Annotated in this window: 9 protein-coding genes and 1 pseudogene; 7 read left to right on the top strand and 3 right to left on the bottom strand. The window is 73.4% G+C overall.

Translation table 11 applies throughout. The features are described 5' to 3' along the window. Positions 1 to 673, top strand: a pseudogene (locus tag E4P40_RS08310) (Asp-tRNA(Asn)/Glu-tRNA(Gln) amidotransferase GatCAB subunit B); the annotation flags it as partial. Here the strand turns inward: E4P40_RS08310 and E4P40_RS08305 are convergent. Beyond that, a complete protein-coding gene (locus E4P40_RS08305; protein ID WP_135158249.1) occupies positions 674 to 1,822 on the bottom strand; it encodes a PQQ-dependent sugar dehydrogenase in 1,149 nt (382 codons plus the stop codon). Positions 1,823 to 1,872: 50 nt separating this feature from the next. On the opposite strand from E4P40_RS08305, the gene E4P40_RS08300 reads away from it, so the two are divergent. Further along, positions 1,873 to 2,814, top strand: coding sequence for a 2-hydroxyacid dehydrogenase (locus E4P40_RS08300; protein ID WP_209305225.1), 942 nt, complete (start codon positions 1,873 to 1,875; stop codon positions 2,812 to 2,814). Here E4P40_RS08300 and E4P40_RS08295 read toward each other — a convergent pair. Both E4P40_RS08295 and E4P40_RS08290 read right to left on the bottom strand, forming a co-directional pair. Then, positions 2,808 to 3,194 carry a PH domain-containing protein gene (locus E4P40_RS08295; RefSeq protein WP_245160207.1) on the bottom strand — a complete coding sequence of 129 codons (387 nt, stop codon included), beginning with the start codon at positions 3,192 to 3,194 and terminating at the stop codon, positions 2,808 to 2,810. The genes E4P40_RS08300 and E4P40_RS08295 overlap by 7 nt on opposite strands. Before the next feature lie 23 nt (positions 3,195 to 3,217). Continuing rightward, positions 3,218 to 4,039: a helix-turn-helix transcriptional regulator gene (locus E4P40_RS08290; RefSeq protein ID WP_209305226.1), complete on the bottom strand. Its 822-nt coding sequence runs from the start codon at positions 4,037 to 4,039 to the stop codon at positions 3,218 to 3,220. 82 nt (positions 4,040 to 4,121) lie between these two features. Here E4P40_RS08290 and ilvD point away from each other — a divergent pair, with 82 nt between their 5' ends. The 5 genes from ilvD to ilvC all read left to right on the top strand — a co-directional run bounded on the left by ilvD (position 4,122) and on the right by ilvC (position 12,358). Further along, a complete protein-coding gene (ilvD, locus tag E4P40_RS08285; RefSeq protein WP_209305227.1) occupies positions 4,122 to 5,831 on the top strand; it encodes a dihydroxy-acid dehydratase in 1,710 nt (569 codons plus the stop codon). Positions 5,832 to 5,870: 39 nt separating this feature from the next. Further along, positions 5,871 to 8,573, top strand: a complete 2,703-nt coding sequence (locus E4P40_RS08280; protein ID WP_135158250.1) for a GGDEF domain-containing phosphodiesterase — start codon at positions 5,871 to 5,873, stop codon at positions 8,571 to 8,573. A 316-nt stretch (positions 8,574 to 8,889) separates the two neighbouring features. Next, positions 8,890 to 10,758: an acetolactate synthase large subunit gene (locus E4P40_RS08275; RefSeq protein ID WP_135158251.1), complete on the top strand. Its 1,869-nt coding sequence runs from the start codon at positions 8,890 to 8,892 to the stop codon at positions 10,756 to 10,758. Next, on the top strand, positions 10,758 to 11,285 hold the full coding sequence (ilvN, locus tag E4P40_RS08270) for an acetolactate synthase small subunit (protein WP_135158252.1): 528 nt from the start codon (positions 10,758 to 10,760) through the stop codon (positions 11,283 to 11,285). The genes E4P40_RS08275 and ilvN overlap by 1 nt, the downstream gene beginning before the upstream one ends. Further along, positions 11,285 to 12,358: a ketol-acid reductoisomerase gene (ilvC, locus tag E4P40_RS08265; RefSeq protein ID WP_167762153.1), complete on the top strand. Its 1,074-nt coding sequence runs from the start codon at positions 11,285 to 11,287 to the stop codon at positions 12,356 to 12,358. Before ilvN ends, ilvC begins: the two co-directional genes overlap by 1 nt. Positions 12,359 to 12,399: the final 41 nt, after the last annotated feature.

The following is a 12,399-nucleotide window of genomic DNA, read 5'->3' as shown; positions in this document are numbered from 1 at the left end:
CGAGGACACCGGCACGACCTCGCCGGGCCGCAGCAAGGAGGAGGCGACCGACTACCGGTACTTCCCCGAGCCCGACCTCGTGCCCGTCGCACCCGACGAGGAGTGGGTCGCGAAGCTGCTGGCCACGCTCCCCGAGCTGCCGGCCGCGCGCCGCACCCGGCTGTCGGACGAGTGGGGCATCGCACCCACCGAGATGGCCTGGCTCGTCAACGCCGGCGCCGTCGAGCTGGTCAGCGACACCGTGGCCGCCGGTGCCTCGCCCGCCGACGCCCGCAAGTGGTGGCTGGGCGAGCTGGCCCGCCGCGCGAACGACGCCGGTGTCGAGCTGGGGGGACTCGCCGTGACGCCGCAGCAGGTCGCGGAGCTCGTCGGCCTCGTCTCGGCCGGCACCATCAACGACCAGCTGGCGCGGCAGGCCCTGGACGGCGTGCTCGCGGGCGAGGGCGGTCCGGCAGAGGTCGTGGAGAGCCGCGGCCTGGCCGTCATGGGGGAGTCCGACGAGCTCGTGGCGGCCGTCGACGCCGCGATCGAGGCGAACCCGGACGTCGCCGAGAAGGTGCGCGGCGGCAAGGTCCAGGCGATCGGTGCACTGGTCGGCGCGGTCATGAAGACCACCCGCGGCAAGGCCGACGCCGCCACCGTCAAGCGGATGCTCGAAGAGCGGCTCAGCTGATCACAACGGCGAGTTGCCTGCCGAGGACGGGGGGAGGATGCGCAGCACCTTGTCGTCGTCCTCGGCGGGCGTGCCGACGCCGTCCTTGTTCGACGTCGTGATCCACAGCGCGCCCTCGGTGTCCAGGACGACGGTGCGCAGCCGCCCGTACTGACCGCCGAGGAACTCCTCGGGGTCGCCGACGACGGCCCCGGCGTCGTCGAGGGTGAGCGCGGTGATCCGCTCGCCGTCCAGCGCGCCGAGGAAGATCGCTCCCGGCGCGGCCGCGCACCCGCCCAGGCCGCCCTCCTCGGCGGGCACCTCGGCCAGCGGCGGGGCCAGCGCGTAGTTGGCGCCGAGCGTCAGCGCATCGATCTGGTCCGGGCCCGTCGTGGCGGCGTCGGTGGCCGCGTCGGTCGCGTAGACGGCGGTCTCACCGGTCGCACAGATGGCGGTGACGTCGCGGTGCCCCCGGCTGAAGACGATGTCCCCGTTGACGGGTCGGCCGAAGACGTCCATGCGCAGGACCTTGCCCCCGGTCGACGTGGGGTCCGTCGCGAGGGCGGGGTTCCCGGCGTCGCCGGTGCCGACGAGCAGGTGGCCGTCGAGGCCGAAGACCAGGGCGCCGCCGTTGTGCACGTCCCCGCGCGGGATGCCGGTGAAGACGTCGTTGGGCGTGCCGCCGATCGGGAAGCGGACGACGCGGTTGTCGGTCGGCGTGGTCATGTACGCGTAGACGAGGCCGTCCTCGAGGAACGTCGGCGACAGGGCCAGCCCCAGCAGCCCGCCGTCCCCGGAGGTGTCGATGCCGGGCACCGTCATCAGCTCCCGGGCGGGGGAGCGGTCGGGGAAGACCTGGATGATCCGGCCGGTGTCCCGCTCGCCGACGAGCGCCGAACCGTCGGGCATCAGCGTCAGGCCGGTGGGCACGGTCAGCCCGGAGGCGACGACGTTGGGGTCGCCGTCGGTGTCACCGGAACCGGGCTGCGCGGGCTGCCCGGGGACGGGCGCCTGCGAGGACGGGGGCCCGACCTCGGGCGGTGCTCCCTCCGGCTTCGGCCGGAACGGGCCGGACGGCTCGTAGCCGTCGCTCCCGCAGCCGGTCAGCACGGTGCCGGCGAGCAGGAGGACGACGGGCCAGGAAGCCCGTCCGCCGGTCCGCCGCCTCACCTGCTTCACAGTACGTGCGCTTCCTGGGGACCCGCCTAGAGTCGCTGCTCGTGCCTTCCCCGATCCTCCCGCCGGACGAGACCCTCCACGTGCTGGTGCCCTCGCGGGCCATCGGCAGCGCGATCGAGGCGGTCTCGCCGCGCGTGCGCGCCCACCGGATCGACGCCGGCGACGGCCCGCCGGAGGGGGAGGCGGCCCTGGCGCAGATGTGGGTCCCGCGCGCCGGTGGAGTGCCGGACGGCGACTTCCTGGAGGCGCTGCCCCGGTTGAAGCTGGTCCAGCTGCTCAGTGCCGGAGCCGAGCTGTTCGTCGACCGGCTGCCCGACGGGGTGCTCCTGTGCAACGCGCGGGGAGCGCACACGCCCTCGACCGCCGAGTGGGCCGTGACCGCCACCCTCGCCGTGCTGCGCGGGATTCCCTTCTTCGTCCGGGAGCAGGAGGCCGGGCGGTGGACGTTCGGCACCCACTCCTCGCTCGTCGGAGCGCGGGTGCTGCTGGTCGGGGCCGGCGACATCGCGCAGGCCATCGGCCGGATGATGGCGGGCTTCGACGTCGAGCTCACCTACGTCGGGCGGTCCGCGCGCGAGGGGGTGCACTCCACCGCGGAGCTGCCGGAGCTCCTGCCGCAGGCCGACGTCGTGATCGTCATCGTCCCCGTCACGCCGGAGACGACCGGGATGGTCGACGCCGGCTTCCTGGCCGCGATGAAGGACGGCGCTCTGCTGGTCAACGCCGCGCGGGGCGTCGTCGTCGACACCGGGGCGCTGCTGGCAGAGCTCTCCAGCGGCCGGCTCCGGGCCGCGCTGGACGTCACCGACCCCGAGCCGCTGCCGGCGGGGCATCCACTCTGGTCGGCGCCCGGACTCCTGCTGACACCGCACGTCGGGGGCGCGGTCCCCGAGACCAACGCGCGCGCGGCGGCGGCAGTCGTCGCGCAGGTGACCCGACTCCTGGCCGGCGAGCCGCCGGCCGACGTGGTCGACCGCTACTGACCGGCCGAGGGGGGAGCCGGCACCTCGATCCGGCCGCCGGAGAGCTCCGCCAGGCGCGGCAGGTCGCGGGCGCGGATGACCGGCACGCGCACCTCGGTGCCACCGGTGGTCACCAGCCAGAGGGCGCCCCGGTCGGCCACCCGGATGCCGGCGAGCTCCGGCCACCGCACGGTCCGGCTGCCGACGAGCGAGTGCACCGTGAGCCCGTCGTCGCCGACGTCGACGCCGCTGCGCAGCACCCAGAGCGCGACCGCCAGCGGGAGGAGGAAGACGACCAGCGTCCACGCGCTCGCGGTGGCGAGCGGGACGGCGCACAGCGCCAGGAAGGCGACCGGGACCAGCGCGGTCCGGTTCATGCGCAGCCGGGCGGTGGTGCTCACGACGGCCGATCCTCCCAGACGGGTCAGGCGGCGAGGCGGGACAGGCGGGCGGCTGTCTCGCTGCCGTCGGCGGCCGTGTAGACGACCAGGTGCAGGCCCGGGGCATCGGCGGGGGTGAGCTGGTGGTGCTCCAGCAGGAGGGTGCCCACCACCGGGTGCTCGAAGCGGCGCTCGCCGGAGCTGAACCGGTCCACGTCGTGGCTGGCCCAGCCCTCGCGGAAGTGCGGGCTGGCCGCCCGCAGCCGGTCGACCAGGTCCGCGACGTCGCGATCTGCCAGCCGTGGGCCGACCTCCGCCCGGAATTGGGTGAGGAACCGCCGGCTGTCGGTCGTCCAGTCGCCCAGGAGTTCGCGGACGGCTGGGTCGGTGAACACGAGCCACAGCAGGTTCCGGTCGGACGCCGGCACCCGGGCCACCCCGGGGTAGAAGCGCTCGTAGGCCCGGTTCCAGCCCACGATGGCCCAGTTCGCCGTGATCGCGTAGGCGGGGGAGGTGCCGAGGGCGTCCAGCAGCCGTTGCACGTGCACCGGCATCGCGTCGGCGTCCTCGCCCGGTGGCCGGCCGCCGTGTCCGGACAGGTGCAGCACGTACTCGTGCTCGGCCGGTGTGAGCAGCAGCGTCCGGGCCAGGGCGTCGATGACCTGCCGCGACGGCCGGATGTCCCGGGCCTGCTCCAGCCACGTGAACCAGGTGTGGCTCACGCCCGCGAGGAGGGCGACCTCCTCCCGGCGCAACCCGGGGGTGCGCCGGTTGCCGCCCGCGGGCAGGCCGACGGCGCGCGGGTCCAGCTGACGGCGCCGCGAGCGGAGGAACTCCGCCAGCTCGCGGCGGGTGGCGACGGTCACGCGACCCCCTTCGATGGTGGTGTCGGTACCAGTATCGAGGCAGCCAGTGAGCGGCTCGGTCACCGGCCTACGATCGGCGACCGTGACCACCGTGGAGGACCGCCCCGCCGGCAGCGAGACCGCCGATCTGAAGCCGCGCAGCTTCGAGGTGACCGACGGCGACGCCAGGGCGCCGGCTCGCGCCATGCTGCGCGCCGTCGGCATGGAGGACGAGGACTTCGCCAAGCCGCAGATCGGCGTGGCGTCGTCGTGGAACGAGATCACCCCCTGCAACCTCTCCCTGGACCGGCTGGCCAAGCGGGCGAAGGAGGGCGTCCGCGTCGCGGGCGGGTTCCCGCTGGAGTTCGGCACCATCTCCGTGAGCGACGGCATCTCCATGGGGCACGAGGGCATGCGCGCCTCGCTGGTCTCACGCGAGGTCATCGCCGACTCCGTCGAGACGGTGATGTTCGCCGAGCGCCTCGACGGCTCGGTGCTGCTGGCCGGCTGCGACAAGTCGCTGCCCGGGATGCTCATGGCCGCGGCCCGCCTCGACCTCGCGGCCGTCTTCCTCTACGCCGGCTCGACGCTGCCGGGCAAGCTCGGCGACCGCGACCTGACGATCATCGACGTCTTCGAGGGCGTCGGCGCCTGTGCCGCGGGCAAGATCACCCGCGAGGAGCTGACCGCCATCGAGAAGGCCACCTGTCCCGGCGAGGGCGCCTGCGGCGGCATGTACACCGCCAACACCATGGCCAGCGCGGCCGAGGCCCTCGGCATGAGCCTGCCGGGCAGCGCGGCCCCGCCGGCCCCGGACCGGCGCCGCGACGCGTTCGCCGTCGCCTCCGGGGAGGCGGTCGTGCAGATGCTGCGCAAGGGCATCACCGCGCGGCAGATCATGACGAGGAAGGCGTTCGAGAACGCGATCACCGTCGTCATGGCGCTCGGCGGCTCGACCAACGCCGTCCTCCACCTGCTGGCGATCGCGCACGAGGCGCAGGTGGACCTGACGCTGGAGGACTTCAACCGGATCGGCGACCGCACGCCGCACCTGGCCGACGTCAAGCCGTTCGGCCGCTTCGTCATGACCGACATCGACCGCATCGGCGGCGTCCCCGTCGTCATGCGCGCGCTGCTGGACGCGGGCCTGCTGCACGGCGACGCGCTCACCGTGACCGGCAAGACCATGGCGGAGAACCTCGCCGAGATCGCCCCGCCGGACCCCGACGGCGCGATCATCCACGCGATGAACGACCCGATCCACAGGACCGGGGGCCTCTCCATCCTCCGCGGGTCGCTCGCCCCCGAGGGCGCGGTCGTCAAGTCCGCCGGCTTCGACGCGGCCACCTTCGAGGGCACCGCGCGTGTCTTCGACGGCGAGCAGGGCGCCATGGACGCCGTCACCGAGGGCACGCTCAAGCCGGGGGACGTGGTGGTCATCCGGTACGAGGGACCCCGCGGGGGCCCGGGCATGCGCGAGATGCTGGCCGTGACCGGCGCGATCAAGGGAGCCGGGCTCGGCAAGGACGTCCTCCTCCTCACCGACGGCCGCTTCTCGGGCGGGACGACGGGGCTCTGCATCGGGCACGTGGCCCCGGAGGCGACCGACGGCGGACCCATCGCCTTCGTCCGCGACGGGGACCGCATCCGCCTCGACCTCGCCGCCCGCACCCTCGACCTCGTCGTCGGCGAGGCCGAGCTGGCCGCGCGCAAGGAGGGGTGGACCCCGCTCCCGCCGCGCTACACCACGGGTGTGCTCGGCAAGTACGCCAAGCTCGTGGGCTCGGCGGCGCAGGGCGCCATCTGCGGCTGAGCCGCCGGAACACGCGATTCGGGGACACCCCTCGAACGGGTGACCCGACCCCCCGCCCGGCTTGTCACCCTCGGTGAGCATGCCGAGGTAGCGGGTGTGGACTTCCGTCGATGGTGGCTGCTCGCAGCGGTCGTGCCGGTGCTCGTCGCCTGCGCGGTGGCCGTGGGCGACCCCGCCCTGAGCCTGGTCGGCGACCTGGGCGTCGTGGCCGCCGGTCTCACCGCCTCGGCCGTCCTCTGGGTGGTCGGTGGCCGGCGGCCGCAGCGGCGCAGCTGGCGCCTGCTCGCGGCGGCCCCGCTGCTCCCGGTCCTCGGCACGCTGCTGTCCAGCGTCGTCGACCCCGCCGACCCACTGCAGTTGGTCGTCCTGCGCTGGGTGCCCACCGTGCCCGGCTACCTCATCGCCATCGTGGCCATCCTCTCGCTCGTCGACCGGAAGCGACTGCGCAACGGCGGGCTCCGCCTCGTGGTGGAGCTGGCCCTGTTCTCCGCGGCGTCCGTAGTCGTGGTCCAGCTCCTGGTCGTGGGTCCCGCCGGCAGCTGGTCTCACCTGGCCGTCGCCGAGCAACTGGTCCTCGCCGCCGCCGTGGTATCCACCTCGGCCACCATGGCCGCCGCCCTCACCGTGCTCGGCGTGATCGAAGGGCGCCGTCAGCGGATGGCGCTCGTCCTGCTGGCCGGCGCCGTCCTGCTCACCTCCGGCCGCGGACTGGCCACGCGGGCCCTCCTCGGCGACTGGATGGTCGGCGTGGACCTCAGCCGGTTCCTCGTCGCCGGCGGCCTGGGCCTCCTCGCGGCGGCCGTGCTGATCGACCCCGGATTCGACCCGGACGGCGGCGTTCCGGCTGCCAAGGGCCGCACCACCGAGCTGGGACAGCTCCTGCCGCACGTGGCGATGGCCATCGCGATCGTCGTCCTCGGCGCCGTGCCCATGGCGGGCCACGTGCCGACGGCGGTCAACTTCGTCGGTGCCGTCGTGTGCGTCGTCCTCACGGCGGTGCACCGCTGGGTCACCAGTCGCGACGCGCGGCGCATGGCCGGGCGCCTGCGCCGCAGCGAGGCCTACTTCCGCTCCCTGGTGCGCTCGAGCGGCGACGCGGTCGTCATCCTCGACGACAAGCTGCAGATCACCTGGGCGTCGCCGGCGCTCGACCGGGCCCTCGGCCCGGCCGCGGCCCGGCTGCTCGGCCGCCGCCTGCTCGACGCCGTCCACCCCGAGGACGTCGCCGCGCTGACCGGTGCCCTGCCGGCGTCGCCCTGCGAGGCGATGCCGGAGGACGCGCACCACCTGCTGCTGCTGCGGCTCCAGGACGACGAGGGGGTGTGGCGCTACCTCGAGGCCGGTGTCTCGGACCTGCGGGACGACCCGGACGTCGGCGCCGTCGTCCTGCACTGCCGGGACATGACCGAGCGGCACGCCCGCGAGCAGGCGCTGCAGAGCGTGGCCTACACCGATCCGATGACCGGGCTGCCCAACCGTGCCGGCATCCTGCAGACCCTGCAGGCCGAACTGGCCGACGCCGACCGCGGGCCGTCGTCCCTGCTGATGATCGCGCTCGACGGCCTCGCCGAGGCGCGGGAGAGCGCCGGCCGCGAGACCGTGACCGCGGTGATGGCCGAGATCGGCCGTCGCCTGCGCTCCACCGTGCGCGGCGAGGACACCGTCGCCCGGATGGGCGGTGGCGCCTTCGCCGTCCTCGCCCACGGCGGGGACGGCGACGCCGACCGGCTGGCCGCGCGCTGCCTGTCCGTCGTCGAGCAGCCGTTCGTCACTCCGGCGGGCCTGCTCGAGCTGACCGCCGGCGTGGGTGTCGCGCCCCTCGAGGCGGGACTCGGAGTCGACGAACTGCTCGCACACGCCGACCTGGCCGTGCGCGCATCCCACACCAACGGTGCGGGTTCGGCCGCCCGCTACTGCCCGTCACTCGGTGAGGCGGCCGCCCGGCAGGAGCGGCTGCGCGCCGACCTCCAGGGCGCCTGCGCACGCGACGAGCTCTTCCTCCTGGTGCAGCCGATCGTCTCCATCGCCGAGGAGCGCATCACCGGTCTGGAGGCGCAACTGCACTGGCGGCACCCCGAGCTCGGCGAGATCCCGCCGGCCGAGTTCCTCTCCCTCGCCGAGCGCACCGGTCTCATCGGCGAGGTGGTGCGCTGGGCCCTCGAGGAGGCGACCTCCGTCGCCGCCGGGCTGCCCGGCGGCGAGCAGCCGTTGCGCATCGGGTTCAAGGTGCCCGCGCGGCATGCCGCCACCGGCACCCTCGTCGCCGATGTCGAGCACGCGCTGAACCGGTCCGGGCTCGCCCCCGAGCGGCTCGTGCTGCAGGTCTCCGCCTCCACGGTCATGGCCGCTGACGACCGCACCGGCATGGACATCACGTCGCTGCGGCTGATGGGCGTGCACGTGGCCCTGGACGGCTTCGGCAGCGGCAACTCGACGCTGGCGCACCTCACCCAGCTGCCCATCGACATCGTCCGGCTCGACCGGACGATGATCGCCCGCATCGACCGCGACCCCCAGAGCCGGGCCCTCTGCGAGTCGGTCATCGGCATCGCCAAGGCGCTCAGCATCGACGTCGTCGCCGAAGGGGTGGAGACCCCCGCCCAGCTCGCCGCACTGGCCGGCTTCGGCTGCGACTTCGCCCAGGGCTTCCTCATCTCGCGCCCGGTGCCGCTGGGCCGGCTGACCGCGATGCTCGCCGACGGGGCGGGGTCGCTGTTGCCCGGCTTCGTGAGCCGCGTGTGACCGGGGACCGGCGCCCGCACCCTGGCCCCGCGCCCGCGTCGCCGCCTTCGATCCTCGCCGTCCTCGACGTGGGTCGGCCGGAAATGGACACCGGTGTCCATCTGGTGGGACGGGCCGGTTGACGGCTCGACCGACCGAGGCGCACAGTGTGCAGGTGCCACGCGCCTGCCTGCTCGTTCCTGGCTGCCCGCGCAGCCTCGTAGTCGCCTAGCGCGTCGGTCTGCGACCGACGCGCTGACCCCTCCGTGCCTGTGGCACGAGGGGTTTTTTGTTGCCCGAACACCCGTCAGCCCAGCAAGGCCAGGAGAACGCCGAGATGACCACCACCCCGAGCGAGCAAGCCACCCGGGAAGCCGCCGCGTCGCTGGCCGGTGTCGAGACCGCTGCCCGCACCGTCGCCGAGGCCGCCGCCGAGCCGGCCACCGGCATCACCGGCGCGCAGAGCCTCGTCCGGTCGCTGGAGGCCGTGGGCGTCGAGGTCATCTTCGGGATCCCGGGCGGCGCGATCCTCCCGGCCTACGACCCGCTGTTCGACTCCAAGGTGCGGCACGTCCTCGTCCGCCACGAGCAGGGCGCCGGCCACGCGGCCACCGGCTACGCGCAGGCGACCGGCAAGGTGGGCGTCTGCATGGCCACATCCGGCCCCGGGGCCACCAACCTGGTCACGCCGCTGGCCGACGCGCACATGGACTCGGTGCCGATCGTCGCCATCACCGGTCAGGTGCCCAGCCACGCCATCGGCACCGACGCGTTCCAGGAGGCCGACATCCGCGGGATCACGATGCCGGTCACGAAGCACAACTTCCTGGTGACCGACGCCGCCGAGATCCCGCAGCGGATCGCCGAGGCCTTCCACCTGGCGGCGACCGGCCGGCCCGGACCGGTCCTGGTCGACATCCCCAAGGACGTCCTGCAGGCGACCACCGACTTCGCCTGGCCGCCGCGCATGGACTTGCCCGGCTACAAGCCGACGACGCGTCCGCACGGCAAGCAGGTCCGCGAGGCGGCGTCGCTCATCGCCGCTGCGTCCCGGCCCGTCCTTTACGTCGGTGGCGGCGTGCTCAAGGCCGGTGCCACCGAGCAGCTCGCCGAGCTCGCCGAGCTGACCGGGGCTCCCGTCGTCACCACCCTGATGGCCCGCGGTGCCTTCCCGGACAGCCACCCGCAGAACCTGGGCATGCCCGGCATGCACGGCAACGTCACCGCGGTGACCGCGCTGCAGAAGGCCGACGTCCTGGTCGCCCTCGGCGCCCGCTTCGACGACCGCGTGACGGGTCAACTGTCGACCTTCGCGCCGCACGCGCAGGTGGTGCACGCCGACATCGACCCGGCCGAGATCGGCAAGAACCGCAAGGCCGACGTGCCGATCGTCGGGGACGCGAAGGAGACGATCGTCCAGCTGGTCGAGGCGCTGCGCGGCGAGCGGGAGACCGTCGGTGCCGCCGACCTCTCCGCCTGGTGGGCGCAACTCGACGACTGGCAGCAGCGCTACCCGATGGGCTACGACTGGCCCGAGGACGGCACGCTCTCGCCGCAGTACGTCATCGAGCGGCTCGGGGCCATCGCCGGCCCCGACGCGATCTACACGGCAGGCGTCGGGCAGCACCAGATGTGGGCCGCGCAGTTCGTCAGGTACGAGAAGCCCAACACCTGGCTCAACAGCGGCGGGCTCGGGACCATGGGGTACGCCGTCCCGGCCGCCATGGGCGCGAAGTACGGCCGGCCGGAGGCGACGGTCTGGGCGATCGACGGCGACGGCTGCTTCCAGATGACCAACCAGGAGCTGGCCACCTGCGCCATCGAGGGCATCCCGATCAAGGTGGCCGTCATCAACAACGGCAACCTGGGCATGGTGCGGCAGTGGCAGACCCTGTTCTACGAGGGCCGCTACTCCAACACCCGACTGCACGCCCAGGACGCCGACGGCAAGCCGAAGGCGGTGCGCATCCCCGACTTCGTCACGCTGGCGGAGGCACTGGGCTGCGTGGGCCTGCGCTGCGAGACCAAGGACGACGTCGACGCGGTGATCGAGAAGGCCATGGCGATCGACGACGCCCCGGTGGTCATCGACTTCGTGGTCGGCCACGACGCCCAGGTGTGGCCGATGGTCGCCGCGGGCGCGAGCAACGACGACATCCTGGCCGCGCGCGACGTGCGGCCCGTGTTCGGAGAGGGACAGGTCTGATGACACGCCACACGCTGTCGGTGCTGGTCGAGAACAAGTCCGGCGTGCTGGCCCGCGTCTCGGCCCTGTTCAGCCGGCGCGGGTTCAACATCGAGTCCCTCGCCGTCGGGCCGACGGAGAACCCGGACCTCTCCCGCATGACGATCGTGGCGGACGCCGAGTCGGCGCCGCTGGAGCAGATCACCAAGCAGCTCAACAAGCTGATCGAGGTCATCAAGATCGTCGAGCTGGACGGCGGCGCCGCGGTGCAGCGCGAGCTCCTCCTGGTCAAGGTGCGTGCGCCGATGGCCGAGCGCACCCAGGTGCTGCAGACGGCCGAGCTCTTCCGGGCCCGGGTGGTCGACGTCAACCCCGACACCGTCACCCTCGAGGCGACCGGCACGCCGGAGAAGCTGCAGGCGCTGCTCGCCGTCCTCGCCCCGCTGGGCATCAAGGAGATGGCGCAGTCGGGCACCGTCGCGCTGGGCCGCGGTCCGCGGTCGATGAGCGGCGCCGGTACGTTGCGGCCCGTCGAGCGCACCGCCTGATCCCAGAGACCTACCGAGAAACAGACGAAGGGACGTACCACCGCATGGCCGCCGAGATCTTCTACGACGACGACGCCGACCTCTCCATCATCCAGGGGCGCACCGTCGCCGTCCTGGGCTACGGCAGCCAGGGGCACGCGCACGCGCTCTCGCTGCGCGACTCCGGGGTCGACGTCCGCGTCGGCCTGCCCGAGGGCAGCAAGAGCCGCCCCAAGGCCGAGGCCGAGGGCCTGCGGGTCGTCACGCCGGCCGAGGCGGCCGCCGAGGCCGACCTGATCATGATCCTGGCGCCGGACCACGTGCAGCGGACTCTGTACGCGGACTCCGTCGAGCCCAACCTGCAGGACGGCGACGCGCTGTTCTTCGGCCACGGCTTCAACATCCGCTTCGGCTACATCAAGCCGCCGGCCGGCGTCGACGTCGCGATGGTCGCGCCCAAGGGCCCCGGCCACCTCGTCCGCCGCGAGTTCGAGAACGGCAAGGGCGTGCCCTGCCTCGTGGCCGTCGAGCAGGACGCCACCGGCTCGGCGCTGCAGCTCGCGCTGTCCTACGCCAAGGCCATCGGCGGCAGCCGCGCCGGCGTCATCAAGACCACCTTCGCCGAGGAGACCGAGACCGACCTCTTCGGCGAGCAGGCCGTGCTCTGCGGCGGCGCCAGCGCGCTCATCACCGCGGGGTTCGAGACCCTGACCGAGGCCGGCTACCAGCCCGAGGTCGCCTACTTCGAGTGCCTGCACGAGCTCAAGCTCATCGTCGACCTCATGTATGAGGGCGGCATCGCCAAGCAGCGCTGGTCGGTGTCCGACACCGCCGAGTACGGCGACTACACGTCGGGTCCGAAGATCATCGACGCCCGCGTGAAGGCCGCGATGGGCGACGTCCTCGCCCGGATCAAGGACGGCTCGTGGGCGGCGGAGTTCATCGCCGACCAGGACGCCGGTGCGCCCGACTTCAAGCGCCGTCGCGCCGAGGCCGAGGCGCACCCGATCGAGGAGACCGGGCGCAAGCTGCGCGGCCTCATGAGCTGGGTCTCTGCGTCCGACGACTACACGGGCACCGCTGCCCGGAGCTGATCGGCGACGAAGAGAGCCCCCGCGACCGATCCGGTGGCGGG

This window comes from Blastococcus sp. CT_GayMR20, assembly GCF_004570345.1.
This window is presented reverse-complemented; position numbering and strand designations above follow the sequence as displayed.

Excerpts from the sequence above, each read along its gene's own strand:
- E4P40_RS08275 (WP_135158251.1), top strand. The coding sequence starts at position 8,890 with ATGACCACCACCCCGAGCGAGCAAGCCACCCGGGAAGCCGCCGCGTCG.
- ilvN (WP_135158252.1), top strand. The coding sequence starts at position 10,758 with ATGACACGCCACACGCTGTCGGTGCTGGTCGAGAACAAGTCCGGCGTG.